Below are 25653 nucleotides of genomic sequence, written 5' to 3' on the forward strand. Positions count from 1 at the left end.
GGGGGGACCCTGTGGGAGAGTAGGACGCCGCCGAACAATCATTGCGAGAAGACCCCGCACCGGGAACGGTGCGGGGTTTTCTGCGTTTACTGTCTTTGTATGCGCTACGACCTGGTTATCTTCGACAACGACGGCGTCCTCGTCGACAGCGAGCCGATCTCCAATCGGCTCCTGGCCGGCTATCTGACCGAGCTGGGACACCCGACGTCCTACGACGACTCTTTGAGGGACTACATGGGCGCCGCCATGCACCGGGTCCATGACCTCATCCTGGAGCGGACGGGGCGGCGCCTGCCCGCGGACTTCGACGACGTGTTCCACCGGCGGGTGTTCGCGGCCTTCGAACGGGACCTGGAACCCGTGCCCGGCGCTGTCGGCGTGCTGGAGAAGCTCGCGGCGGACGGGGTGGCGTACTGCGTCGCCTCCTCCGGCAGTCATGAACGCATTCGGGTGGGGCACCGGAAGACCGGGCTGGACCGGTGGTTCGACGACGAGCGGATCTTCAGCTCCCAGGACGTGGGGCGAGGAAAACCGGCCCCGGACCTGTTCCTGTACGCGGCCGAGCGAATGGGGGTCGCTCCGGAGCGGTGCGCGGTGATCGAGGACAGCCCGCTCGGCGTGCAGGCGGCAGTCACGGCCGGGATGGATGTGTACGGGTTCGCCGCGATGACACCGGCGGCCAGGCTGACCGGGTCCACTCGGCTCTTCGGCGACATGGCGGAGCTGACCGACCTGCTGATGGGCCGGCAAGGCTGAAAGGCGCCGCTGACGGTCGAGTCCACCGGCTCGTTCCGGGCTCGACCGGGCCGATACGGTGGCGGGCATGAGCGGCCGCGCACAGCTGATGTGGGACGAGGCAGTAACGGGCTACGACTTCGGCCCCGAGCATCCGATGGACCCGGTCCGGCTCGCCCTGACCCGAGGACTGGTCGGTGCCCTGGGGCTCGACCGGGAGGCCGAGGTCGTCGCGGCCCCGGCGGCCGGCGAGTCGACGCTGCGGCTCGTCCACCGGGAGGACTACATCGACGCGGTGAAGGCGGCGTCGGCGGATCCGGGCGCGGCGGACAGCACGTACGGACTCGGGACGATCGACGACCCCGCCTTCGCGGGGATGCACGAGGCGTCCGCGCTGATCGCCGGGCAGTCGGTGGGAGCGGCGGAGGCGGTGTGGCGCGGCGACGCGCTGCACGCCGTGAACTTCGCGGGCGGACTGCACCATGCGATGCCGGGCGCGGCCTCGGGGTTCTGCGTGTACAACGACGCGGCGCTGGCGATCGCGCGGCTCCTGGAGCTGGGAGCCGAACGCGTCGCGTACGTCGACGTCGACGTGCATCACGGGGACGGGGTCCAGGCGGCGTTCTGGGAGGACCCGCGGGTCCTGACCGTGTCGCTGCACGAGCACCCGCGGACGCTGTTCCCGCAGACCGGATGGCCGGAGGAGACCGGTGCGGACCGCGCGCAGGGGTCGGCGGTGAACGTCGCCCTGCCGGCGGGGACCGGGGACGCCGGGTGGCTGCGGGCGTTCCACGCCGTGGTGCCCGAGGTGATCGCGGACTTCCGGCCGCAGGTGCTGGTGACGCAGCACGGCGCCGACACGCACGTCGAGGACCCGCTCGCACACCTGGCGGTGTCGCTGGACGCGCAACGCGCCGTACAGGTGGCGTGTCACGAGCTGGCACACACCTACGCCGAGGGGCGGTGGGTGGCGCTGGGAGGCGGCGGGTACGCCGTGGTGGACGTGGTGCCGCGGTCGTGGACGCACCTGGTGGGGGTCGCGGCGGGGCGGCCGGTGGAACCGGAGACGGTGATCCCCGAGGGATGGCGGCAGGAGGTGTTCGCACGGACGCGGCAGCTCGGGCCGATGCGGATGACCGACGGCCGGTGGCCGGTGTCCTGGGCACCGTGGGAGGCGGGGTACGACCCTGCCGACCGGGTGGACCAGGCGGTGCTGGCGGCTCGACGGGCGGTGTTTCCGCTGCGCGGACTGCTCGCGTGACGGAACCCGCGGAAGCCGGAAGCCGGGAGCCGGAAGCCGGAGTGCGCGTGGTGCCCGCGGCGGGGCCGGCGTACGACTGCCCGCAGCCGAGCGGGGCGGGAACCTCCTCTCGGGTGTCGCGGGACGTTACGCCGACCGTGGGGCGATTCCCGCGTTCCTCGCTCCGCGGGCGGGCGGACGCGGCAGCATCGGTTTCGTGCTGACCCCTGGAGCTCTTCGGGCTCATCTTCTGGACGTTGGTCTCGCCGGACCCGTGGCGACTTCACGGGAGGCGAGTCTGCGGAGTTACCGGTTGTTCGCTGCCCGGGACCCGAGGGCGCTGATCGGAATCGACCCGGAAGGGGACTGGGGACAGCGGGACCTGCTCGGGCTGATGGCGGAGAGATGCGGGGTCTCGGCCGATCCGCACGACACTTCGGGCCAGGATGTGATTGACCCTGATCGGACACTGACGGCTCTGGACGCCTTCGCCGATCGGCTCGCCGTGGTCGCTCAGCGTCGCGGCCCGGTCCTCCTCGGCACCGGGCACCCCCATCGGCTCCTCCGTTTCTACGCCGCCTTGGCCGAGGCGTTGTCGGCGGCGGGATGTGCTGTCCTCACCCCGGCGCAGGGTCGCCGTGTCGACATAACGACCCGGTTCGGTCTACGCACGTACAACCTCGACTACGTCCGGGGAGTCGCGTTGGTGAGGGAACCCGCCGCCGGGCACGCCGGTGGTGAGCCCGGCGCACACACGCATTCACCGCTCCCGGTTCGTACCGCGCTGGCCGCCGCGGCCGAGGCCGGCGGGCCGCTTCCCGAGTTGGTGATCGGGGACCACGGATGGGTCTGCGGAGCAGGTCAGCTGGGGTTCGAGGCCATCGGTCCGGCCGATACGGACGATCCCGCTCTCTTCGTGGGTCAGGCAGAGGGGTCCGTGTCCGTCGTCGTTCCGCTTGATGACGCTGTGCGGTCTGAGTACTACCGGCCGCTTACCCGCTACGTACTCAATCGAGCGTGTCTGTCACGGTAGGGGAGCTGTGGGGTGCACCTCTTCCCCATTCGCATCACCCGCCCCTACATTGGGGAGTGAGCACGCAACGACGAAGAGTCACCGGAAGGGGAAGCCGGTGGCCGTCGAGTGCGGAAGGTTCAGGTGTGTCATGGCTGCAGCAGGCGAAAGGCCTCTGAACGAGGTTCAGTTCCTGACCGTGGCGGAGGTCGCCTCGGTGATGCGCGTGTCCAAGATGACCGTGTACCGGCTGGTGCACAGTGGTCATCTGCCCGCGATCCGGGTGGGACGGTCGTTCCGCGTCCCGGAGCAAGCGGTTCACGAGTACCTCCGTGAAAGCTATGTGGGGGTGGAAACGGCCTGACGGCGGCCCGGGGAGGCTCTCAGGGCTCGTCAGGGCCTCTCCCGGCCTCCGGGACCTCCCTCGGCACCTCGATTACGACCTCAGCGCTCGGGCGGGTAGGCTAGCCCCTCGTAGGTCGTGTGGGCCCATGGCGCCCAACAACCGAGTGATGAGAAGTGAGCGAGGGTAGTCGTGGGCTCTGTTATCAAGAAGCGGCGCAAGCGGATGGCCAAGAAGAAGCACCGCAAGCTGCTCAAGCGCACGCGCGTTCAGCGTCGCAACAAGAAGTAAGCGACGCTGCGCCGTCAGCGTGGTCTGTGGCCCCCCACCGCATCCGGTGGGGGGCCACAGTCGTATCCCGGGTGCGAGGCTCCGGACGTGGGGTACGACCGGGCGTTTTCCGTCACGTGCCGCATCCGGCGGTCATCACAGCGCAACACCGACCGGCTAAGTTGGCCGGCGGGCGGGGAACGCGGCAGGGTACGCAGTAGGGCGGAAGGAAGGCGCTGGTCTTGGGCAAGGTCGTGCTCGTCACCGGAGTGGCCCGTCAGCTGGGGGGCCGGTTCGTGCGGCGCATCCAGCGTGATCCCGACGTGGACCGGGTCGTGGGGGTGGACGCCGTCCCGCCGGAGCACCATCTGGGCGGCGCGGACTTCGTCCAGGCCGACATCCGGCAGTCGGCCATCGGGCGGGTGCTCGCCGAGACGGGCGCCGACACGGTCGTCCACATGGACGTCACGGGTACGCCGCTGGGCGGCGGCAGTCGGACGTCGGTCAAGGAGACCAACGTCATCGGCACGATGCAGCTGCTCGGCGCCTGCCAGAAGTCGCCGACCGTGCGGCGGCTCGTGGTGAAGTCCAGTACGAACGTGTACGGGTCCGCGCCGCGCGACCCGGCCGTCTGCACCGAGACCACTGCGCCCAAGTCCCTGCCCAGCGGCGGCTTCGCCAAGGACGCGGTCGAGGTCGAGGGGTACGTACGGGGCTTCGCGCGCCGTCGGCCGGACGTCGCGGTGACCGTGCTGCGGTTCGCCAACATCCTCGGTCCGGGGGCGGAGACGCCGCTCGCCTCCTACTTCGGGCTGCCGGTGCTGCCGACGGTGTTCGGCTACGACCCGCGGCTGCAGTTCGTGCACGAGGACGACGTGATCGAGGTGCTGCGGCTCTCCTCGCACGAGCCGCGGCGGGGCACGCTGAACAGCGGCACCTTCAACATCGCCGGCGACGGTGTCCTGACGCTTTCCCAGTGCTCGCGCCGGCTGGGCCGCCCGACGGTGCCGCTGCTGCTGCCCGCGGTCACCTGGGCGGGATCGCTCGTGCGTACGCTGGGGATGACGGACTTCTCCCCCGAGCAGATCCGGCTGCTCACCCACGGGCGGGTGGTGGACACCACGCAGATGCGCGAGACCCTGGGATTCCGGCCGAAGTACTCGACGGCCGGGGCGTTCGCGGACTTCGCGCGCGGCCGCGGTGCGGGTCTGCTGCCGCCCGAGGCCCTCGCGGGGGCCGTCGACCGGATCGCGGAGCTGTCCCTGCGGGCCAGTGGCCACCTCCCGACGCAGAGCGCCAACTGAGGAGCGCATCAACGATGGCGGACGCCAAGGTCATTCCGTTCGACGACGACCGGTCGCGGGGGAGCGGCGGGAACGGGGGGAACGCGGCGCAGCGCCCGCCGCGGCGCCGCGGCGGGGGGAGCCGGCGCAAGGGCACGGCGGAGTCCGTGCCGGTACGCGAGGTGCAGCCGCTGCCGGTGCGGGGACCCGCGCCGGACGACGCCCCCGTGACGTCCGAGTCGTCCGGGGCGCCGGAGCCGGCTTCTCAGGGGCCGGGATCGCAGGGGCCGGACGGCGGTGGCCTGGAGCGGCGTATCGCGGGCGGTCTGGCGTTCCTGCGCCGCCGCCTCACCGGCGACTACGAGGTCGACGACTTCGGCTACGACGCCGAGCTCACCGATCAGGTGCTGATGTCCATGCTGCGCCCGGTGTACGAGAAGTACTTCCGGGTCGAGGTGAAGGGCGTGGAGAACATCCCGGCCGAGGGCGGTGCGCTGATCGTCGCCAACCACTCCGGGACACTGCCGCTGGACGGGCTGATGATGCAGGTCGCCGTGCACGACCATCATCCGGCCGGCCGGCATCTGCGCCTGCTGGCGGCGGATCTGGTCTTCGTGCTGCCGGTGGTCAACGAGCTGGCCCGCAAGCTCGGCCACACGCTGGCCTGCGCGGAGGACGCCGAACGGCTGCTCGGTCAGGGCGAGCTGGTCGGGGTGATGCCGGAGGGGTTCAAGGGCATCGGCAAGCCGTTCGGTGAGCGCTACAAGCTCCAGCGCTTCGGGCGCGGCGGTTTCGTGTCCACGGCACTGCGGCAGGGGGCGCCGATCATTCCGTGCTCGATCGTCGGCGCGGAGGAGATCTACCCGATGATCGGCAACGCCAAGACGCTGGCGCGGCTGCTGGGCTTTCCGTACTTCCCGCTGACGCCGACCTTCCCGTGGCTGGGGCCGCTGGGTGCGGTGCCCTTGCCGACGAAGTGGACGATCCAGTTCGGCGAGCCGATCCCGACGGACGGCTATCCGGCGGAGGCCGCCGAGGATCCGATGCTGATGTTCAATCTGACCGACCAGGTGCGGGAGCAGATTCAGCACACGCTCTACAAGCTGCTGGTGCAGCGGCGGTCGGTGTTCTTCTGAGGTACGGCGTTCTTCCGAGGTACTGCGGCACGACAGCGGGGTGCTCCCCTCGAGTGAGGGGAGCACCCCACCGTCGTGCCGCCGGTTCAGTCCTCGTCGTCCGCCTCGATGCCCAGGCCGGGCAGGAGGCCCGGGAGGAGGGGCGGGAGGGTGACGTCCGGCTCGGCGGGCGGGGTGTTGTCGCCCGTCGGCGGGGAGGCGGTGCCGGTGTCCTTCGGCGGGTCGAGCAGGCCGCCCGTGCCGCCGCCGAGCAGGCCGTCGTGCTCGCGGCCGGAGTCGGTCGACTCGCTGGGCCTGCCGCTGTCCGTGTGCTCGCGTTCGGACGTACCGGTGTCACCGGTGCTGGGAGCGGACGAGTGGCCGGAGCCGGGGGTGCCGGTGGTGGCGGACTCGGAGCTGTCCTGCCGGCCGCTGTCTCCGCTGTCGTCGTCCCGGGACGGCTGCTCCGGCAGCATGGACTGCAGCGGGGCCACGTCGTCCTCTATGGCGTCGAAGACCGAGGACACCTGGTCACTGACGTCCCCGAGCTGCACGGGAAGCCGGTCGCGCAGTGCTCCCCAGGTTTCCCGGTGGGAGCGGGAGAAGGTGGAGAGGGCCTGCATGGGGGCGAGTGAGTCGGGGTCGCGGGCGTAGGCGGCGCTGAGCAGGCGGTGGCCCTCGGAGGCGTCGTGCTCCATGCCGGACAGGGCACGGCGGACCTCGCCGAGGGACTCGTGGTCGAGGGGCCCGCCGCGGTCGCGCTCCATCAGCCGGCGTGCTTCGTTGAGCCGGGTCGATGCCAGGTCCAGGTAGGCCCGGCCGCGCTCGTCGTCCCCGTCGGCGAGACCGAGGCGGAAGTCCTCGATGCCGCGCTTGAGACCGTAGAGCGAGTCACCGGGCAGGGCGTCCGAACTGGCGGCGGCGACTCCGCCGAAGGCTCCGGCGGCCACGCTCACGCTCAGTCCGCCCGCGGTGAGGCCCTTGGCCAGCCGCGAGCGTGGCCGGAGCCTGCTCAGTGAGGCCGCCCGGTGGGTGCCGCGCGCCCGGCGTTGCTCCGGTACCGGACTGTCCGTCGCCCCGTCGCCCGCGGTGCCCTCTTGCAGCATGGCCTCGAACGCGGCCACCAGCTGGGCCCGCTGGACGACCTTGACCTCGGGATCCAGCTGGGGCCGGGGCAGCGTCTCCAGGCCGGCGGCGAGGGTCAACAGACGACCCTGCCCGGTCGGTTCCGCGGTGGCCCCGGCGTCGGCCGGTCCTCCGGACTGCTCGGTCGCCGCCCCGGGATCGGACTGCTCCTCCAGAGCCTGGGCGAAGGCGTTCGCCCGCCGGTGCGCCGATACGTTCGCGATCACTGGCGGCACCTCCTCTCGTCATGACGGTCGACTCCCCAGGGGGTCCTGAGGGTTGCACACCCTGATCTGAACCACCCGATGGTGTGATCGGAGTCGGCCAGGGGGTGACCACAGGGAGCCTGCATCCGGCACAACGAGCGGCGCGGCACTTGGGTTACGGACGGTGGATGATCGGACCGCGGGCACAACAGGCTTTCACCGACGGTGATTTGGGGAATGCGGGGAGTTCCGGTGGGTGCGGCGCCTCCGGGGCGCCGGGAGCTCAGCGCGCGTCGTCCGGGAGCAGTCGGGCGAGGGTGCGTACGGCCCGGTACTGGAGCGTCTTGATGGCGCCCTCGTTCTTGCCCATGACGCGGGCGGTCTCGGCGACCGAGAGGCCCTGGAGGAAGCGCAGGGTCACGCACTCCTGCTGCTGCGGGTTGAGCCGTCGTACGGCGTCGAGCAGGGCGGCGTTGGAGAGTGATTCGAGGACGGAGTCCTCGGGGGACCGCTCGACCTCGTTGGCGTCGAGCATCTCGCCGGTGGTGACCTCCAGCCGGAAGCGGCTGGACTTGAAGTGGTCGGCGACGAGGTTGCGGGCGATGGTCACCAGCCAGGCGCCGAAGTCGCGGCCCTGCCAGGTGAAGGTGCCGATGCGCCGCAGGGCGCGCAGGAAGGTCTCACTGGTGAGGTCCTCGGCGGTCGCCTTGCCGCCCACGCGGTAGTAGATGTAGCGGTACACGGTGTCGCTGTACTGGTCGTAGAGCCGCCCGAAGGCGTCGGCCTCGCCGGCCTGAGCCCGCTCGACCAGGTCCATCATGCGGGCGCTGTCGCTGTCCGCCGCGGGGCGGCGGTGGGTGGTGGCGGCGGTCCCGGACGAGGACGACCGCGCGCGTCTGCCGACGGCGGCGCTTCCGTCGGCCAGTGCATAGCACGGGCCTACGGGGGCGGTGGCCGCGGCGAGGGCGGGAAAGGCGTACGCGGTGGGGACGAAGCCGCGCAACAGGTCTTGGGCTGATTTGACCGTTGCGCGCAGCGTAGCCAGGCCCGAGGCGTCAACCCCGACGTGTGGGTACACGGGACTCCCAGAGGCAGAGCTTCCATCACGTGCAGTACGGAACCATTCACCCGTCGTAGCGAAGGTGGGGTGCCGGAATGCGTCTGAGGAGAATAACGCTTCGTACAGGTGCTGCTACGCCCAGTTGCTCAAATCATCGATTACGTCGCTTCTGTGCCCGATTGACGGTCGATCGGTTGCGCCAGAGTGATCGGTTGATGACCGGAACCGTTCAGGTTCGTTGTGACTGCAGAGCGTGTTGTGGTCAATGTGAGAAACGGTGACTGGAGGGGATGCCCCGGGGGTACGTCACATGGATGGCTCGACGAGGACTCGACGGGCGGTCCGGCGGGTGTCTCAGCGGGTGACTCAGCGGCGGCGGCGGTGCAGCGCGATGGCCGCCGCGGTGCCCCCGGCCACGGCGCCGACGCCCGCGGCCGCCGGGATGCCGACCTTGGCAGCCTTGCGGCCCGTGCGGTAGTCGCGCAGCCGCCACTCCAGCTCCCGGGCGTGCTTGCGCAGCTTGCTGTCGGGATTGATCGCGTACGGGTGTCCGACCAGCGACAGCATCGGGATGTCGTTGTGGGAGTCGCTGTAGGCGGCGCAGCGGGACAGGTCCAGGCGCTCCGCCGCCGCCAGCGCGCGCACCGCCTCGGCCTTCGCGGGGCCGTGCAGCGGCTCGCCGACCAGCTTGCCCGTGTAGACGCCGCCGATCGACTCGGCCACGGTGCCCAGTGCGCCGGTCAGGCCCAGGCGGCGGGCGATCACCTGGGCGATCTCCACCGGGGCCGCCGTGACCAGCCACACCTTCTGTCCGGCGTCCAGGTGGGCCTGGGCGAGGGCGCGGGTGCCGGGCCAGATCCGCTCGGCCATGTACTCGTCGTAGATCTCCTCGCCGATCGACTTCAGCTCGGAGACCCGGTGGCCCTTGACGATCGACAGGGCGGAGTCGCGGGCGTCCTGCATGTGCTCCGGGTCCTCGAACCCGGCGAGCCGGAACCACGCCTGCTGCCAGGCGAACCGGGCGAGGTCGCGGGTCTCGAAGAACTTCCGCTTGTACAGGCCCCGGCCGAAGTGGAAGATCGCGGCGCCCTGCATCACGGTGTTGTCGAGGTCGAAGAAGGCGGCTGCCCTGTCGTCACCGTGGACCGGGAACTCGGCTTCCGCGCCCGTGTCGGGTGAGATGTCCTGCGCGGACTTGCGGGCGGCCTCCGCCGAGGCCTCGCCTGCCAACACGCTCCGTGCCGTGGCGGAGCGCCTACGGGGAGTGAGCCATCGAAGAGCGGCCATGTCCGTGAGCATAGCCAGTTTGTTCGGAGGGTTCGGAGCCGAGAGGTTCGGAGGCTGTGAACTCCGGGCGACCGTGTCGTTAAAGGGTGCGGCGGAGGGCCCGGTGACGAGCCGGGTGAAGGCCTCCGTGACGGTCTCGCCGAAGGGCCGGCGCCGCGGGCGCGTCGGCGTGCCGGCCCGGCAGGCGGTCCGGCCGCCGTCGGGGACTCGGCTCGCGCCGTCGTGCGCGCGAGAATGGCCGGCATGAGTCCCCTCTTCCGCCGAAAGTCCTCGCCGACCCCGGGGGCCCCGCAGCCCGCGCAGTCCTCTGAGCACTCCGAGAACCATCTCGTCACCCTCATCCGCAAACCCGGCTGTCACCTGTGTGATGACGCACAGCTCGTCGTCGAGAAGGTCTGTGCCGACCTCGGTGTCCCCTGGGAGGGGAAGGACATCACCGAGGACCGCGAACTCCACGACGCGTACTGGGAGCAGATCCCGGTCGTCCTGGTCGACGGCAGGCAGCACACCTTCTGGCGTGTGAACGAGGAACGCCTGCGCAAGGCACTGACCGACGAGTCCAAGTAGTCCGGATGGTCGCTTAGGATCGATGGTGACTTGGTCTCGGGGGCGTTGATCGTGAGGAGTGTGTGCGGCTTTGCCCCCGATGGGAGAGGAACACGGGTGCGAGTGCGCCGGTTCCCGGTTCGCACGCCGGGCGCGCGTGAGCCCGGTCACGTTGGCCGGGCAAATCGGACACCATCTTTGTGCACGCGTTCACAAAGACATAGCCTGCATTCGACGGGGCGGTCATGTAGGGACGTATGACCGCCTACAGCCCCGCTCTACCCGCAGGAGCACCGTGGCAACTGGCCGAACACACCGACCGGCGACCCGCAGCCGAGGGATTCCCGAGGCCACCGTCGCCAGGCTTCCGCTGTACCTCCGCGCCCTCACCGCACTCTCCGAGCGCTCGGTGCCCACGGTCTCCTCCGAGGAGCTGGCGGCCGCGGCGGGAGTCAACTCCGCGAAGCTGCGCAAGGACTTCTCCTACCTCGGCTCCTACGGGACCCGGGGCGTCGGCTACGACGTCGAGTATCTCGTCTACCAGATCTCCCGCGAGCTGGGGCTCACCCAGGACTGGCCGGTAGTGATCGTCGGTATCGGTAACCTCGGTGCCGCGCTCGCCAACTACGGCGGGTTCGCGTCCCGTGGTTTCCGGGTCGCCGCGCTCATCGACGCCGACCCGGGAATGGCCGGAAAGCCCGTCGCCGGGATCCCCGTGCAGCACACCGACGAGCTGGAGAAGATCATCCAGGACGACGGTGTCTCGATCGGTGTGATCGCGACCCCCGCCGGTGCCGCCCAGCAGGTCTGCGACCGGCTCGTGGCCGCCGGTGTCACCTCCATCCTGAACTTCGCGCCGACCGTGCTGAACGTTCCCGAGGGCGTCGACGTGCGCAAGGTCGACCTCTCCATCGAGCTGCAGATCCTCGCCTTCCACGAGCAGCGCAAGGCGGGCGAGGAGGTCGCGGCCGACGGCGTCGCGCCGCCCGTCGCCGCCCGCCGGCAGCAGCACCCCGCCGACTCCGCCGACAAGGGACCCGACGGGGACGTGCCCGCCGTGATGCCGGCATGAGCCTCCTCGTCGTCGGACTGAGCCACCGCAGCGCCCCCGTCAGTGTCCTGGAGCGGGCCTCGCTGAACGCGGACGCGCAGCTCAAGCTGTTGCAGGACACGGTCGCCGCCGAACCGGCCACCGAGGCCGCGGTGCTGGCCACCTGCAACCGCATCGAGCTGTACGCGGACGTGGACAAGTTCCACGCCGGTGTCGCCGAGCTGTCCACGCTGCTCGCCCAGCACAGCGGGGTCGGCCTGGAGGAGCTCACTCCTTATCTTTATGTGCACTACGAGGACCGGGCCGTCCACCACCTCTTCTCGGTGGCCTGCGGGCTCGACTCGATGGTGGTGGGCGAGGGCCAGATCCTCGGCCAGATAAAGGACTCCCTGGCCAGGGCCCAGGACCTGCACACCGCCGGACGGCTGCTGAACGACCTGTTCCAGCAGGCGCTGCGGGTCGGCAAGCGGGCCCACTCGGAGACCGGCATCGACCGCGCCGGGCAGTCCCTGGTCACCTTCGGCCTGGAGCAGCTGTCCGCCGGAGCCGACGTCCAGGAATGGGCGCGGGGCAAGAAGGCCCTGGTCATCGGCGCCGGTTCGATGTCCTCACTGGCCGCCGCGACGCTGGCACGGGCCGGGGTCGCCGAGATCGTGGTCGCCAACCGCACCTTCGAGCGGGCCGAGCGGCTCGCCCAGATCCTTTCCCAGGGCGACGACACGGACGTGCTGGCCCGCGCGGTACCGATGGACTCGGTGCCGGTCGAGCTGACACGTGCCGACGTGGCCGTCTCCTGCACCGGCGCGACCGGGCTGGTCCTCACGGCCGACGCCGTGGCGGCGGCGCTGGAGGGCCGCACCGGCGCCCCCGCCGTCGAGCCCGGCGCCCGGCGGCCCGTGGCCGAGGCCGGCCCCGAGGGCGTACGGGAGGCAGCTGAAACGCCTCTGCAGGGCGCCGCCGGTGCCGCGACCGACGAGAACTGCCCGCTGGACCTGTCCTCCGTGCCGTCCGGTTTCTCCGTCATGGGGGAGGCCGCGGTGGCCGGCATGGACGCGGCGACGCTGGAGCAGCACGGGGCCTGGGCCGCGGGCGGTGCGACGGTGGAGCGGTCGCGCGAGGCCGGCCGGCCGGGCGCCGAGGCGGACGCCGGGCTGATCACCGCGCTGGCCGCGACGGCCACGCGCGTGGGCCGTGTCCCCGAGCGCCGCCGGCCCGAGCCGGTCGCCGAGGTGCCGCGCCCGCAGCCGGTGCTCTTCCTGCTCGACCTCGCGATGCCGCGCGACGTCGACGCCGCGGTGCACCGGCTGGCCGGGGCCCGCCTGGTGGACATCGAGTCGCTCGCCGACGCCTCGGCCGACGCTCCGATGGCCGCCGACGTCGACATGGTCCGCCGGATCGTCGCCGACGAGGTCGCCGCGTTCGGGGCGGCCCAGCGGGCCGCGCACATCACGCCCACCGTCGTCGCGCTGCGCAGCATGGCCGCCGGCGTCGTGGCGGGCGAGATCGCCCGGCTGGAGGGGCGGCTGCCGGGCCTCGACGACAAACACCGCGCCGAGATCACCCAGACCGTCAAGCGTGTGGTCGACAAGCTGCTGCACGCGCCGACGGTACGGGTCAAGCAGCTCGCCGCCGAGCCCGGCGGCGCCGGGTACGCGGACGCGCTGCGCACCCTGTTCGACCTCGACCCCGAGACGGTGGCCTCCGTCTCCCGCGCCGAGAACAGCACTGAGAAGAACCGAGGGCCGGCATGACTGAGAAGGCACTGAGGCTGGGGACCAGGCGCAGCAAGCTCGCCATGGCCCAGTCCGGGCAGGTGGCGGACGCCGTGAGCCAGGTGACCGGTCGGCCCGTTGAGCTGGTCGAGATCACCACGTACGGCGACGTCTCGCGGGAGCAGCTGGCGCAGATCGGCGGCACGGGCGTGTTCGTGGCCGCGCTGCGCGAGGCGCTGCTGCGGGGTGAGGTGGACTTCGCGGTTCACTCGCTCAAGGACCTCCCCACCGCGGAGCACGAGGGGCTGGTGGTGGCCGCCGTACCGGAGCGCGAGGACCCGCGGGACGTGGTCGTCGCCCGGGACGCGCGCAAGCTCACCGACCTGCCCCGCGGGGCGCGGATAGGGACGGGCGCGCCGCGTCGCATGGCGCAGCTGAACGCGTACGCCCGCACCCACGGGCTGGAGATCGAGACGGTCCCGATCCGGGGCAACGTCGACACCCGCATCGGATACGTCCGCAGCGGTGAGCTCGACGCCGTCGTGCTGGCCGCCGCCGGGCTGAACCGGGTGGGCCGCATCGACGAGGTGACCGACTTCCTGTCGGTCGACACGGTTCTGCCCGCTCCCGGCCAGGGGGCACTGGCGATCGAGTGCACCGCGGACAACGCGGAGCTGATCGCCGCGCTCGCCGAGCTCGACGACCCGTTCACGCGGGTCGCCGTGACGGCCGAGCGGTCACTGCTCGCCGCCCTGGAGGCCGGCTGCAGCGCCCCTGTGGGCGCGCTGGCCGACCTCCTGGCCGACGGGCAGATTGTCAAGGAAATGCGCCTGCGCGGCGTCGTCGGCACGACCGACGGCTCGACGCTGGTGCAGCTGTCCACCACCGGTCCCGTGCCCCAGACGCACGACGCGGCGATGGCACTCGGTCGCGAACTCGCCACCGAGATGCTCGCCCAGGGCGCGGCCGGTCTGATGGGGGAGCGAGCACATTGAGCCCCACCACCTTTCCCACCGGTCCGGAACACGGGCACGTCACCTTCCTGGGTGCCGGACCCGGAGATCCGGGACTGCTGACTCTGCGCGCCGTGGAGGCACTGGCGCACGCGGACGTCCTCGTCGCCGAGCACGAGGTGCTCGACGTCGTACGCACGCACGCGAGGCAGGGCGTGTCGGAAGTGCACACGGACGCCAATCCGTCGGATCCGGGCACAGGCGCGCCCCAGCTGAAGGTTGTTGACGGTGCGTCAACGACCTCGGGCGTCCCCGCCGTGCGGGATGCCGCACATCTTGTCATGGAGGCCGCGCGGGGCGGCAGGCGGGTCGTGCGTGCGGTGACCGGGGACCCCGGGCTCGACACGTACGCCGCCGAGGAGATGCTGGCGTGCGCCGCGGCCGGGGTGCCCTTCGAGGTCGTCCCCGGTATCGCGAACGCCGTCGGCGTTCCCGCGTACGCCGGTGTGCCGCTGCGGGACGCCGAGGGTGCCGACGTGCGGTTCGTGGACGCCCGTACGGCGTCGGACCGCTGCTGGACCGAGGTCGGCGCCTCCGACGGGACGGTCGTCGTGTCGACGACGCTCGACTCGGTGGCCGCGGCCGCCGGTGAGCTGGTGTCGGCGGGCCGCAAGCCGGACACCCCGATGACGGTGACGATCGCCGGTACGACGACGCGGCAGCGGACCTGGGCGGCGACGCTCGGCACGGTCGCGCAGACGCTGAAGCAGGCGAAGGTGCTGCCGTCCCCGGACGGTGGGCGCCCGGTGATAGCCGTGGTCGGCGAGCGTTCCGCCTCTCCCCGGCGCGACCAGTTGTCGTGGTTCGAGTCCAAGCCGCTGTTCGGCTGGAAGGTCCTCGTGCCGCGTACGAAGGAGCAGGCGGCGTCGCTCTCCGACCAGCTGCGGTCGTACGGCGCCGTGCCGAGCGAGGTCCCGACCATCGCGGTGGAGCCGCCGCGCACCCCGCAGCAGATGGAGCGGGCGGTCAAGGGCCTGGTGACGGGGCGCTACGAGTGGATCGCGTTCACGTCGGTCAACGCGGTGAAGGCGGTCCGGGAGAAGTTCGAGGAGTACGGGCTGGACGCCCGTGCCTTCGCGGGCATCAAGGTCGCCGCGGTCGGGGAGCAGACGGCGAAGGCGCTCATCGCCTTCGGAGTGAAGCCGGACCTGGTGCCGAGCGGTGAGCAGTCGGCCGCGGGCCTGCTGGAGGACTGGCCGCCGTACGACCCGGTCTTCGACCCGATCGACCGTGTCTTCCTGCCCCGCGCCGACATCGCCACGGAGACGCTGGTGGCCGGGCTGATCGAGCTGGGCTGGGAGGTCGACGACGTCACCGCCTACCGCACGGTGCGCGCGTCGCCGCCGCCGGCCACGACCCGCGAGGCGATCAAGGGCGGCGGCTTCGACGCGGTGCTCTTCACGTCGTCGTCCACGGTGCGGAACCTGGTCGGCATCGCCGGCAAGCCGCACAACGTCACGGTGATCGCGTGCATCGGTCCGGCGACCGCGAAGACGGCCGAGGAGCACGGTCTGCGGGTGGACGTCATGGCTCCCGAGCCGTCCGTCCACAAGCTGGCGGAGGCCCTGGCCGACTTCGGCCTGCGGCGTCGCGCGGCGGCGGTGGAGGCCGGGGATCCGGTGACGCGGCCGAGCGAGCGGCGGCCGGGGGCGCGCAGGCGGCGGTCGTCGACCTGAGGCCGTAAGGCCGTATGGCCGTATGGCCGTAAGCGCGTACGGCCGGGAGGCCGAGTGCATGTGGTGGCGGGGTGTGCCGTGGGGCGCGCCCCGCCACCGGTGTTCCGCCGCGGCCTTTCGCGGATGACTCCGCGAGGGGCCGCCGGCCCGGCCCCCTGTCCGGGGTCACGCGCGGTTCGTCTTCCGGAGGATGCAGCCGGCAGGGCCCCTCACCGGTCCGTCGGATCGGTGATCCTCTCCGTCGGCGCCGGGTGATTCCGGAATGCCGCCTTCACCGGCAGGGCGACGGAGATGCCCTGGAAGCGGACCTGGCCCGCCTCGCCCGCCAGTTCCTGGCCGCCCTCACCCGGCCCCAGGTCCTTCGGCTGCGGCGTCTGGTCATCGCCGACGCTTTCCCCGGCCTCGGCGCCAGGTGGTACGAGCAGGGCTTCGAACGGGTACGGGCCACGCTGGCGGCCACCGTCCAGCGGCTGACCGGCCAGGGGCTGCTCCGCTGCGACGAACCGCTCCTGGCGGCCGGCCACGTCGCCGGCCTGCTGCTGTGGATCCCCGTGAACAAGGCGATGTTCCACGGCAGCCTCCAGCACACCGAGGCCGGTCTCGACCACTGCGCCACCGCCGGTGTCCGCGTGTTCCTCGCCGCCCACCGCTGACGGACGCCTCGGCGGCGGGCCGCTCGGGCACGCCTGGGGGCGGCGTCCAGCGGGCGCCGCTCCGGGGCAGCCGCAGGGCGGTGTCCATAATCGAAGGGAAATTTCCAAAAGAGAAGACGGCCTTCTTAGTGCCGAGTGGGCAGTGTTATCACGTTGCACTGGCATAGCCGCGGGGTTGCGGCGGGGGCGCCGTGGCAGTCGCCTGCCCCCGCACGGCAAGTGATAAGCGTCACATGTTACTTGCGCGTATCGTGATCTTGGTGCTTGGCCTTGTTCGGGTTTGGCGGGTATGTGAACGCTGTACGTGCATAGGTGTGCTGATGTAAAGCTCGGCGGGGCATGCCGTGTCTTTGCTGTGGTTCTACGATCGGCAGGCGATCGATAACGCAACGCCCCGCGGTGCAACCGAAAACCGGGAGGGCGCGCTCCGGCGGACGCCGCCGGCGGTGCAGTCTGCGCACCCCAGGGGTGGGACCAGCTTCGAACGGGGAAACGCATGAAGATCCGCGACGCGACAACGGCTGACCGGTCCGGGGCGCGGCCGGACGGGGGACAGGCCGGGGTGGAGGTGCTGAGCGGCGCGCAGTCGATCAGAGGGGAGGTCGAGAAGATGGTCTCCCGCACGCGGTACCAGGCCTTCGTCTGTATCGACCCGGGAACGTGGGGACCGGAGGAATTCGACTGCTACCACTACTTGTCCCTCGTGAGCCTGCGCCGGGGTGTCGCTCTGCGACTGCTCGTCTCCCGGACCGCGCTCGACGACTCCGTCACACTGTCCTTCCTGAGCCGCATGAGGAGGGAGGGGGCCGAGATACGGGTCACCGACGGCCCCGACAACGCTCTGCTGCTGTGCGACGGACGAACGGCGATCGTGTCGCACCGCGGAGGCCCGCGGGCCTCGGAGGGCGTCGTCGTGGAGGAACGCGGTGTGGTCGCCAGTCTGTCGGCGCTGTTCCAGCAGGCATGGGAGGGCGCGGCGGACCTGAGGATGTTCGCCGACCGGCAGGTCGGGCTGCAGAAGGAGGACCGGCGGCTGCTCGCCCTCATCATCAGCCCGGGCAAGGATGTCTTCCGGGCCCGCGAACTCGGGGTCTCCGTAAGGACGTTCCACCGCCGGGTCGCTGACCTCTACGAACGGCTCGGCATCGGCAACCGCGCGGAGGCCGCACTCGTGGCCCGCGACTACCGCGTGCCGCCGGCGGACCCCGCCGCGGGCATGAGCGGTGTGCCGCACTCCGCGCCCCAGCGGTGGGACACGCCCAAGACGGGGCACGCCCGCATCGGTACCTAGCCTTCTCCGGCTGACACCACCGGTCTGAGGACCGGGCCTCGGCCCGTGCTCCCGCGGCGACGCGCAGAGCACCGGGCCGAGGCCCGAAGGCTGTCCGGGCGCCGTGCGTCGTGGACCGACACGGCGGGGAACACGGTCAGTACGCCGTTTTGGCCATGCGCTGCTGCTCGCGCGCGGAGAGCCTGCTTCCGGACTCACGGCGGGTCATCCGCTGGAGCAGCCGCGGAGCCAGTACGAGCCCGGCGACGGCCCACAGCGCGAGCACGCCCCCGACGGTCAGGTGCTGCCACGCGCCGGACACCTCCAGTGCCTCGGCGCTGTCGGGCAGCAGGGTGGAACGGATTCCCTGAGCGATCCAGCGCAGCGGGAAGACGGACACCAGGTTCTGCAGCCACTCGGGCAGTTCGCGCAGCGGGAAGAACGTGCCGGAAGCGATCATCAGGCCCATCATGGGCAGCATGTAGATGCCGAGCGCCTCCCGGGCGGCGGGCAGCAGCGACCCGACGGCCGCACCGATCGGTACGACGGCCATGATGCCGAGGGTGACGACCCAGAGGAGCGTGAGCCAGCGCTGGGGCGTGTCGGGGAGTCCGGCCCCCAGGAGCGCCCAGCCGCCCACCAGCAACAGCGCTATGGACACCGCGATGTTCACAAGGACGAAGAGGGTCTTGCCGGTCAGGTAGACGGTCATCGCGCCCGGTACGCCGCGCAGGCGCAGCAGCGTGCCGTCCTCGCGGTCCCCGAAGAGGAACTGAGGGACGGTCAGCAGGCCGAACATGAAGATGGTGGAGGCCATGCCGCCGGCCAGGGAGAGCTGCGCGGTGGCGTCGTCGCCGTCCCGCGACTGCCAGTAGGAGACGGCGAGGAACAGCAGCGGGGTCGAGAGGTAGGAGTAGATGTCCTTGCGGCTGCGCAGTACCTGACGCAGTTCGATGGCTCCGCGGGACAGACCGAGTCGGTAGAGGTTCACGCGGCGGACTCCTCGTGGCGAGCGGCGGACGGTTCGGCGGTGTCCGACCCGTTTTCTTCCGTGGCACCCACCGCTGGTGCGCTGTCCTCCGCGATCATGCGCAGGTAGGTGTCCTCCAGCGTGGGGCGGCGTACCTCCAGGTCGGGGATCGGCCCCTGGAGCTGCTGGTGCAGTTCCCAGACGACCTTCGACGGGTGCGCGGTGAGCCGTCGCTGAGGCAGGCCCTCCGCGTCTGTCCAGAGGACCTCGGAGCGGGTCCTGGCGGCGGCCGAGAGTTCGGCGAGGGTGCCGCAGGCGGTGATGCGGCCGTGCTGCAGGATGCCGATGCGGTCGGCGAGCTGCTGGGCCTCGCTCATGTCGTGGGTGGTGAGCAGCATCGTCGTACCGAGGTTGTCGCGCAGCCCCCGGATGAGGTCGTGGAAGTCGCGGCGTGCTTCGGGGTCGAAACCGGTGGTCGGTTCGTCGAGGAAGAGCAGTTCGGGCCGGCCGACGATGCCGAGGGCGACGTCGAGGCGTCGCCGCTGGCCGCCGGAGAGGGTGCTCACCTGCTGGGTGGTCTGCGGCGTGAGGCCCACCAGCCGGAGCAGTTCGGACGGCTCGAAGGCGCGCGGGTAGAAACGGGCGAAGTGGCCCAGCAGGTCGCCGACCCGCCAGCGGCCGTGGTCGCGGCTGGCCTGGAGGACGATGCCCAGGCGGCCCCGCCACGCGGCGTCCTCGTGCGCGGGGTCGTGTCCCAGGACCTCGGCGTCGCCGCCGGAGCGAGCGCGGTAGCCCTCGAGGATCTCGATGGTGGTGCTCTTTCCCGTGCCGTTGGGGCCGAGCAGGGCGAACAGCTCGCCCCTGCGCACCTCCAGGTCGAGTCCGCTCAGTACATCGCGTGTGCCGTAGCGCATCCGCAGCCCGCGGACGCGGATCGCCGGTTGCGGCGTGGAGGCATGGCCGGCCTCCGGCGCCGTCTCCTGCAAAGTCATCAACTTCCCCCAGGGATCGAAGCGTCGTGGACTGCGCGTCGCAGCCCGAACGTCGTGACACGGCCGCGTGCCGGGACGCGGACCGGATGACGCGTACCCCGGATGGCGCCACAGCCCGAGGGCGGGAGACGCCCTGCCGTGCCGGCCTGTTCTTTCCTTGAAACTAGCACTTGCCAGTGCGGAAAGTAAATGCAAGGATTGCAATCAGATGCCGATCCCGATGCTCTGGAGGACCCGATGCACGACACTCCCGCTCACGGCGCCGTCGACGCCGCTGCCGCGCTGCGTGCCGCCGAGGCCGCACGGGACGCGGCCGCCCGGCCGGGCGCCGCCCTGCCCGCCTGGTACCCGGCCGTGAACGGCGGACTGATGGCCGCCGGGCTCGTCCTGATCGGCCTGCGGTGGGCCGTGGACGGCCCCTCGGCGCTGTCCGTCGCGCTGCTCCTGGCGGGTGCCCTCCTCGTGGCCGCCCAGGTCGTGCTCGCCCGGCGCTTCGAGCACAAGCCCGGCATCGTCCAGGCCTTTCCCCGTCACACCGGCCGCCGGCAGGTGATGCTGACGTACGCCGTCGCGCTCGTGGTGGCCGTGGGCGCGGGTGCGTTCTTCGGGGCGGCAGGCCTCTTCATCGCCGGCGGCGTCGGCGGGGGCCTGGCCAACTGGTGGCTGCTGACCCGGGAGCGCGTGGGAGACCAGCGGTCGTGAACGGCGAGGAAAGGGTGCAACCCGCACTGGACGAGCGCATCCACCACCCCACCCGGCTGACGGTCATGGCGTTCCTCTCCGGGTGCGCCGAGGCCGAGTTCCGTGCCGTGCGGGAGGGATGCCACGTCTCGGACTCGGTGCTGAGCAAGGTGGTCAGCGCTCTGGAGGCCGCCCAGTACATCGAGGTGCGCAAGGGATACGTGGGCAAGCGACCGCGCACCTGGCTGCGGCTGAGCCCGGAAGGCCGCCGGGCCCTGCTCGCCCACCTCGAAGCGCTGCGCGACCTGGCCTCCCAGGCGGCATCGCTGGGCGCGGGGGCCGACGAAGCCCCCACGACGGAACCGTAGTTCCACCCCTTCGCGAGCTGCCGCCGCCCGCGCGAAGCGGGCGGCCGCTCAGCGCGTGCCGGCCACGGGTCCGGTGAACTGGGCCGCGTGCAGTCGCGCGTAGGTGCCCCCGCGGGCCAGCAGCTCCTCGTGCGTGCCCTGTTCGACGACGCGGCCCCCGTCCAGGACCAGGATGACGTCGGCGTCGCGCACCGTCGAGAGCCGGTGGGCGACGATCACGGACGTACGGCCGGAGCGCAGCCGTGCCAGTGCCTCCTGCACGAGGAGTTCGGTGCGTGTGTCCACCGAGCTGGTGGCCTCGTCCAGGACCAGGACGGCCGGATCGGCGAGGAAGGCCCGGGCTGTGGTGACGAGTTGCCTCTCGCCGGAGCTGAGGCCCAGTCCGCCCTCGCCGATCACGGTGTCGTACCCGTCCGGCAGCGTGCGGACGAAGTGGTCCACCCGCACGGCCTTCGCCGCGCGGACGACCGCTTCCCGCGAGGCCCCCGGCACACCGTAGGCGATGTTGTCGGCGATGCTGCCGTCGAAGAGCCAGGGGTCCTGGGCCACCAGACCCATCCGTGAGCGCAGCTCTCCGCGGGGCAGTACGGAGATGTCGGTGCCGTCCAGCACGACGCGGCCCTTCGCCGGCTCGTAGAACCGCATGAGCAGGTTGAGCAGCGTCGTCTTGCCCGCCCCCGAGGGCCCCACCACGGCGACGGTCTGCCCCGGTGCCACGGAGAAGGAGACGCGGTCCATGAGCGGGGCGGACTCGTCGTAGCGGAAGGACACGTCGTCGAAGGTGATCCCGCCGCGGACGTCCGGGAGCGGGACGAGCGGTGCGGCGTCGGGCACCTCCTCCTCCTCGTCCAGGAGCTCCAGGACCCGCTGCGCGGAGGCCGCGCCGGACTGCACAAGGGTCGTCAGCGTCGCCATCTGCGTCAGTGGCTGGCTGAACTGCCGTGCGTACTGAACGAACGCCTGGACGTCGCCCAGCGTGAGCGAGCCGGACGCCACACGGAGACAGCCGACGACGGCCACGAGGACGTAGTTGACGTTGGAGGCGAAGACGGTGGCCGGCTGGATCACCCCGGAGGCGACCTGCGCCTTGAACGCGGCCTTGCTCAGTGCGGCGTTCTCCTCACGGAAGCGGCGCAGTGCGCGTTCCTCCTGGGCGTAGACCTTCACCAGGGCGTGGCCGGTACAGGTTTCCTCGACGTGCGCGCTGAGCCGGCCGGTGCTCTGCCACTGGGCGACGAACTGCGGCTGGGCCCTGCGTCCCGCGTACACCACGATGACCGCGAAGGCGGGAACGACGGTCAGGGCCACGAGCGCGAGGATCCACGAGATCCAGAACATCATCGCCAGCACCCCCGTCACCGTGAGCACGGACGTCAGCAACTGGCTCAGCACCTGCTGCGCACTCTGCTGGATGTTGTCGATGTCGTTCGTGGTCCGGCTCAGGACCTCGCCGCGCGGCTGCCGGTCGAAGTACGCCATCGGCAGCCGGGCCAGTTTGCCGGCGATCCGTTCCCGCAGCGCGAAGACGGAGCGCTGCACGACGGCGGTGACCACGCGGGCCTGGAGCCAGCCCACGACCGCGAGGCCCGCGTAGGCCGCGGTGGCCCACAGCAGGACCGTCGCGACCGCTGAGAAGTCGGTGCCGTGCCCGGGGACGACATCCAGCGCGGACACCATGTCCGCCAAGGAGTCCTGGCCCTGGGCCCGCAGTGCCGCGACCGCCTCGGGCTTGCTGAGGCCGTCGGGCAACCGGCGGCCGATGATTCCCGCCACCACCAGGTCGGTGGACCGGCCCAGCAGCTTCGGTCCGAGCACGGACAGCGCCACCGCCGCCGCGGCGAGGGCCGTCGACGCCAGGACGAGCGTCCGCTGCGGCCGCAGGACCCCCCACAGTTGGCGCGCCGCGCTCCCGAGGTCCTTGGTGGTCTCCTTGGACAGGGATGTGCGCGCGCTCACGCGAGGGCCTCCTTCTCGGACGGGGACAGCGCCAACTGCCGGTAGGCCTCGCAGGAATCCATCAGCTCCGGATGGGTTCCGCCGGCCACGACGGCTCCTTGGTCGAGAAGGACGATCCGGTCGGCGTGCCGGACCGTCGAGACCTGCTGAGTGGTGAGGACGACGGCCGCGTCCGCGGTCTCCTCGGCCAGGGCACCGCGCAGCCGTGCGGCGGTGGAGTAATCCAGGGAGGCGAAGGTGTCGTCGAAGAGGAAGATCCTCGGGCGAGGGACCAGGGCACGGGCGATCGCCAGACGCTGACGCTGGCCGCCGGAGAGATTGGCCCCGCCCTGGCTGACGGCGGCGTCCAGTCCCAGTTCCGCGACGAATTCCCGGGCCTGGGCGACGTCGAGGGCGTGCCACAGCTCCGCGTCGCTCGCCTCCGGATTGCCGTAGCGGAGGTTGGAGGCGATCGTGCCCGAGAAGAGATACGGCTGCTGGGGGACGTAACCGATCAGACGGGCCAGGGAACGGGGCGCCACGTCCCGTACATCCGTGCCGTCCACCACGACCGACCCTGCCGTGGCGTCGTACAGCCGGGCCACGAGCCCGAGGAGCGTGGACTTCCCGCTGCCCGTCGAGCCCACCACCGCGGTGACCTCACCGGCGCCGACCCGCAGGTCCAGATCCCTGAGCACGGGTTCCTGGGCGCCCGGGTACCGGTATCCGGCGCCGCGGACCTCCAGCAGCGCCCTCCCGTCCGACGCCCGGTCGCCGCGCCCGCCGGTACCACCCGGCCGGGCGGCGGGCCGCGTGGCGAGTACCTCCTGTATCCGCTCGGCGCTCACCTCCGCCCGCGGCACGATCATGAAGATGAGCGTGGCCATCATGACCGAGCCCAGGATCTGGGCCAGATACCCCAGGAACGCCGTGAGCGCGCCGATCTGCAGATCGCCGTCGTCGATCCGGTGGCCGCCGAACCAGACGACCGCCACGGAGGACAGGTTCGCGACCAGCATCACGGCGGGAAGCATGAGCGCCGCCAGCCGCCCGGCGTGCAGGGACACGTCACGCAGGTCCGCGCTCGCCCGGCCGAACCGCCGCCGCTCGTCGGCGTCACGCGCGAAGGCCCGTACGGTACGGACCCCCGCGATCTGTTCCCGCACCACACGGTTCAGCTCGTCGACACGGTCCTGCATCCCCCGGAAGACACCGCGCATCCGCTGGCTGATCAGCACCGCCACCACGCCGAGCGCGGGCACGCAGACCAGCAGGAGCGACGACAGCGGCACATCCTGGTCGAGCGCCATCACCACACCGCCGACGCACATCAGCGGCGCCGGCACCAGCAGGGTCGTTCCCATGGCGACGAGCGCCTGGACCTGCTGCACGTCGTTGGTGGTCCGAGTGACCAGCGAGGCCACGCCGAACCGGCCCGACTCCTGTGCGGAGACCGCGAGCACGTGCCCGAAGACCTCCTCCCGCAGCGCGCGTCCCACCTCCGTCGCCAGCCGGGCACCGAGGTACAGGGCACCGAGCGAGCACAGGGCCTGGAGCAGCGTGACCGCGCCCATCACCCCGCCCAGCCGCCCTATCTCCCCGGTGTCGCCGACGAGCAGTCCGTCATCGATGATGGCCGCATTGATGTCCGGCAGATAAAGGGCCGCTGCGGTCTGCGCGCATTGCAGCAGAACGAGCAGTGAAAGGCGGCCGCGGTGCTGCCGCAGATGTCTGAGAAGAATGTGGCGCAGCATGCGTCTTCCTCGGCGTGTTGTAAGGGATGTGCGTGACTGTACGCGACTCGGCTCTTCCGTCTTGGCGGTTGACTGTCAGCGTCCTGGCGACCGGATGCCAGTCGTCTGGCAGTGGAATGTCAGGGGATTCCCTGGCATCCGGCGGCGAACTTGTGCATGATCGTCATCGAGCCGGAACGGGCGGTCACATTCGGGGGGATGCACACATGAGCTCTGTCGCTGCGCAAGACTTGGATGCGTTCCCCGAGGTCGACGGACTTCTCGGCCGTCTGGGCCTGGGGGCCTTCGACCGGGACGCGGTGACCTCGCGCCCGGGACGCAACGAGGCCTGGCTCGGCACCACGGCGAGCGGCGAGCGGGTGTTCGTCAAGCACCTGCGGGGCGGCGCCGACGACACCGGGGCGCGGCTGCGCCGACTCCTGGACTTCCAGGAGTTCGCCGGCCGCGTATCCGCTGGAGAACTGCGGTATCCGCGTCTGCTCGGCCATGACGTGCCGGCGCGGCTCGTCGTCTTCGAAGCGGTGGACGAGGCCCGCAGCGGGGCGGAGCTCATGGTCGACGAGACCTTCGACGACGTCCTGGCGCACACCGCGGGGCGGGCTGTGGGCCGGCTCCACGCGTCGGGCCACGACGGGATGGAGCTCCACGGGGGAGTGCCGCCGTTGCCCTCCCGGGAACTGCTTCGCGGAGTCTCGCAGAGCATGTTCGAGCAATCCAGTTTCGGCCAGCTGTCCGCTCTTTCCCTCATGCAGCGCGACGGTGAATTGGCCCATGGGGTCGACGCACTTCTCCATGCGGAGCAGGAATCCGAGAAAGTCCCCTCCCATTGTGATCTGAGGGTCGATCAATTCCTGGTCCGCGAGGATGGTGTGTTCATTGCCGACTGGGAGGAATTCCGGCTTGCCGATGCGGCTCGGGACATCGGGAGTTTTGCCGGAGAATGGCTCTACAGGTCGGTGCTGGACATTGTTACCCATCGCGGTGACGAGGGTTTCGTCGACTTCGAACTGAGCCACGAGGTCATCGTGTCCCGTGGTGCCGAAAAGCTGGAACGGCTCCGGCCGCGCATCGAGAACTTCTGCCGCGGCTACCGGGAGATCCGCCCGCACACCGACCCGGGACTGTGGGAACGGGCCACCGCGTTCGCGGGCTGGCACGCCCTCGACCGGCTCATCGCCAGTGCGGCCAGGAGCGCCCGGCTGTCCGGCATCGAACGGGCCGCGGCCGGTGTGGGGCGCAACGCCCTGCTCCACCCCGCGAAGTTCGCCCCGGCCCTCGGGATGGAAACGATGGTGACCGCATGACCTCCGTGACGCAGACCTCCGTGACGCAGACCTCCGTGACGCAGACCGCTGC

At 71.1% G+C, this 25653-nt stretch carries 24 protein-coding genes; 17 read left to right on the forward strand and 7 right to left on the reverse strand.

All coding sequences use genetic code 11. From position 1 onward, the window contains the following. The first annotated feature begins 99 nt into the window (after positions 1-99). From ACP4IX_RS31460 to ACP4IX_RS31490, 7 genes are all read left to right on the forward strand, one after another. Entirely contained in the window at positions 100-756 is a 657-nt protein-coding gene (locus ACP4IX_RS31460; protein WP_426524959.1) for an HAD family hydrolase, read from the forward strand. Positions 757-823: 67 nt separating this feature from the next. Further along, positions 824-1996 carry an acetoin utilization protein AcuC gene (locus ACP4IX_RS31465; RefSeq protein WP_426557919.1) on the forward strand — a complete coding sequence of 391 codons (1173 nt, stop codon included), beginning with the start codon at positions 824-826 and terminating at the stop codon, positions 1994-1996. A gap of 196 nt (positions 1997-2192) precedes the next feature. Then, positions 2193-3008 (forward strand): phosphatase, encoded by an 816-nt coding sequence (locus ACP4IX_RS31470; protein ID WP_426524955.1) that lies wholly within the window; start codon positions 2193-2195, stop codon positions 3006-3008. Positions 3009-3138: 130 nt separating this feature from the next. Next, positions 3139-3351, forward strand: coding sequence for a helix-turn-helix domain-containing protein (locus ACP4IX_RS31475; protein WP_004984898.1), 213 nt, complete (start codon positions 3139-3141; stop codon positions 3349-3351). Positions 3352-3522: 171 nt separating this feature from the next. Next, positions 3523-3621 carry a 30S ribosomal protein bS22 gene (locus ACP4IX_RS31480; RefSeq protein ID WP_003948845.1) on the forward strand — a complete coding sequence of 33 codons (99 nt, stop codon included), beginning with the start codon at positions 3523-3525 and terminating at the stop codon, positions 3619-3621. Positions 3622-3842: 221 nt separating this feature from the next. Further along, on the forward strand, positions 3843-4904 hold the full coding sequence (locus ACP4IX_RS31485) for an NAD-dependent epimerase/dehydratase family protein (protein WP_426524952.1): 1062 nt from the start codon (positions 3843-3845) through the stop codon (positions 4902-4904). Between the two features lie 14 nt (positions 4905-4918). Continuing rightward, complete coding sequence (locus tag ACP4IX_RS31490; protein WP_426557921.1) at positions 4919-6019, forward strand: lysophospholipid acyltransferase family protein; 1101 nt, start codon at positions 4919-4921, stop codon at positions 6017-6019. Between the two features lie 86 nt (positions 6020-6105). Here ACP4IX_RS31490 and ACP4IX_RS31495 read toward each other — a convergent pair whose 3' ends face one another. The 3 genes from ACP4IX_RS31495 to ACP4IX_RS31505 all read right to left on the reverse strand — a co-directional run bounded on the left by ACP4IX_RS31495 (position 6106) and on the right by ACP4IX_RS31505 (position 9676). Continuing rightward, on the reverse strand, positions 6106-7350 hold the full coding sequence (locus ACP4IX_RS31495; RefSeq protein ID WP_426524948.1) for a DUF5667 domain-containing protein: 1245 nt from the start codon (positions 7348-7350) through the stop codon (positions 6106-6108). A 262-nt stretch (positions 7351-7612) separates the two neighbouring features. Further along, entirely contained in the window at positions 7613-8407 is a 795-nt protein-coding gene (locus tag ACP4IX_RS31500) for an ECF subfamily RNA polymerase sigma factor, BldN family (RefSeq protein ID WP_426524946.1), read from the reverse strand. Positions 8408-8755: 348 nt separating this feature from the next. Beyond that, positions 8756-9676: an HAD family hydrolase gene (locus ACP4IX_RS31505; protein WP_426524944.1), complete on the reverse strand. Its 921-nt coding sequence runs from the start codon at positions 9674-9676 to the stop codon at positions 8756-8758. Between the two features lie 234 nt (positions 9677-9910). Here ACP4IX_RS31505 and ACP4IX_RS31510 point away from each other — a divergent pair, with 234 nt between their 5' ends. From ACP4IX_RS31510 to ACP4IX_RS31540, 7 genes are all read left to right on the forward strand, one after another. Further along, a complete protein-coding gene (locus ACP4IX_RS31510; RefSeq protein ID WP_426524942.1) occupies positions 9911-10243 on the forward strand; it encodes a glutaredoxin family protein in 333 nt (110 codons plus the stop codon). A gap of 274 nt (positions 10244-10517) precedes the next feature. Beyond that, positions 10518-11294: a redox-sensing transcriptional repressor Rex gene (locus ACP4IX_RS31515; RefSeq protein ID WP_426524940.1), complete on the forward strand. Its 777-nt coding sequence runs from the start codon at positions 10518-10520 to the stop codon at positions 11292-11294. After that, positions 11291-13024: a glutamyl-tRNA reductase gene (locus tag ACP4IX_RS31520; protein WP_426524938.1), complete on the forward strand. Its 1734-nt coding sequence runs from the start codon at positions 11291-11293 to the stop codon at positions 13022-13024. The genes ACP4IX_RS31515 and ACP4IX_RS31520 overlap by 4 nt, the downstream gene beginning before the upstream one ends. Beyond that, the gene (hemC, locus tag ACP4IX_RS31525; RefSeq protein WP_426524936.1) at positions 13021-13980 is read left to right on the forward strand and encodes a hydroxymethylbilane synthase; all 960 of its coding nucleotides are present in this window, start codon (positions 13021-13023) and stop codon (positions 13978-13980) included. The genes ACP4IX_RS31520 and hemC overlap by 4 nt, the downstream gene beginning before the upstream one ends. Then, positions 13977-15674, forward strand: a complete 1698-nt coding sequence (locus tag ACP4IX_RS31530; RefSeq protein WP_426557923.1) for a uroporphyrinogen-III synthase — start codon at positions 13977-13979, stop codon at positions 15672-15674. Before hemC ends, ACP4IX_RS31530 begins: the two co-directional genes overlap by 4 nt. 251 nt (positions 15675-15925) lie before the next feature. After that, complete coding sequence (locus ACP4IX_RS31535; protein ID WP_426557925.1) at positions 15926-16327, forward strand: TetR/AcrR family transcriptional regulator C-terminal domain-containing protein; 402 nt, start codon at positions 15926-15928, stop codon at positions 16325-16327. A gap of 496 nt (positions 16328-16823) precedes the next feature. Continuing rightward, positions 16824-17618 carry a hypothetical protein gene (locus ACP4IX_RS31540; RefSeq protein WP_426524930.1) on the forward strand — a complete coding sequence of 265 codons (795 nt, stop codon included), beginning with the start codon at positions 16824-16826 and terminating at the stop codon, positions 17616-17618. Between the two features lie 136 nt (positions 17619-17754). On the opposite strand, the gene ACP4IX_RS31545 is transcribed toward ACP4IX_RS31540, so the two are convergent. Further along, entirely contained in the window at positions 17755-18588 is an 834-nt protein-coding gene (locus tag ACP4IX_RS31545; protein WP_426524928.1) for an ABC transporter permease, read from the reverse strand. Next, complete coding sequence (locus ACP4IX_RS31550) at positions 18585-19559, reverse strand: ABC transporter ATP-binding protein (protein ID WP_426557927.1); 975 nt, start codon at positions 19557-19559, stop codon at positions 18585-18587. The genes ACP4IX_RS31545 and ACP4IX_RS31550 overlap by 4 nt, the downstream gene beginning before the upstream one ends. Before the next feature lie 237 nt (positions 19560-19796). On the opposite strand from ACP4IX_RS31550, the gene ACP4IX_RS31555 reads away from it, so the two are divergent. Then, the gene (locus tag ACP4IX_RS31555) at positions 19797-20261 is read left to right on the forward strand and encodes a hypothetical protein (RefSeq protein ID WP_426524925.1); all 465 of its coding nucleotides are present in this window, start codon (positions 19797-19799) and stop codon (positions 20259-20261) included. A 14-nt stretch (positions 20262-20275) separates the two neighbouring features. After that, positions 20276-20608 carry a winged helix-turn-helix domain-containing protein gene (locus tag ACP4IX_RS31560; protein ID WP_426524923.1) on the forward strand — a complete coding sequence of 111 codons (333 nt, stop codon included), beginning with the start codon at positions 20276-20278 and terminating at the stop codon, positions 20606-20608. Between the two features lie 48 nt (positions 20609-20656). Here ACP4IX_RS31560 and ACP4IX_RS31565 read toward each other — a convergent pair whose 3' ends face one another. Then, positions 20657-22564, reverse strand: coding sequence for an ABC transporter ATP-binding protein (locus tag ACP4IX_RS31565; RefSeq protein ID WP_426557929.1), 1908 nt, complete (start codon positions 22562-22564; stop codon positions 20657-20659). Next, positions 22561-24297, reverse strand: a complete 1737-nt coding sequence (locus tag ACP4IX_RS31570; RefSeq protein WP_426557930.1) for an ABC transporter ATP-binding protein — start codon at positions 24295-24297, stop codon at positions 22561-22563. Before ACP4IX_RS31570 ends, ACP4IX_RS31565 begins: the two co-directional genes overlap by 4 nt. A gap of 206 nt (positions 24298-24503) precedes the next feature. On the opposite strand from ACP4IX_RS31570, the gene lxmK reads away from it, so the two are divergent. Continuing rightward, the gene (gene lxmK / locus ACP4IX_RS31575; RefSeq protein ID WP_426524917.1) at positions 24504-25601 is read left to right on the forward strand and encodes a class V lanthionine synthetase subunit LxmK; all 1098 of its coding nucleotides are present in this window, start codon (positions 24504-24506) and stop codon (positions 25599-25601) included. The last annotated feature ends 52 nt before the right edge of the window (positions 25602-25653 follow it).

It is taken from the genome of Streptomyces sp. WG5, from assembly GCF_049974565.1.
Classification (GTDB): Bacteria; Actinomycetota; Actinomycetes; order Streptomycetales; family Streptomycetaceae; genus Streptomyces.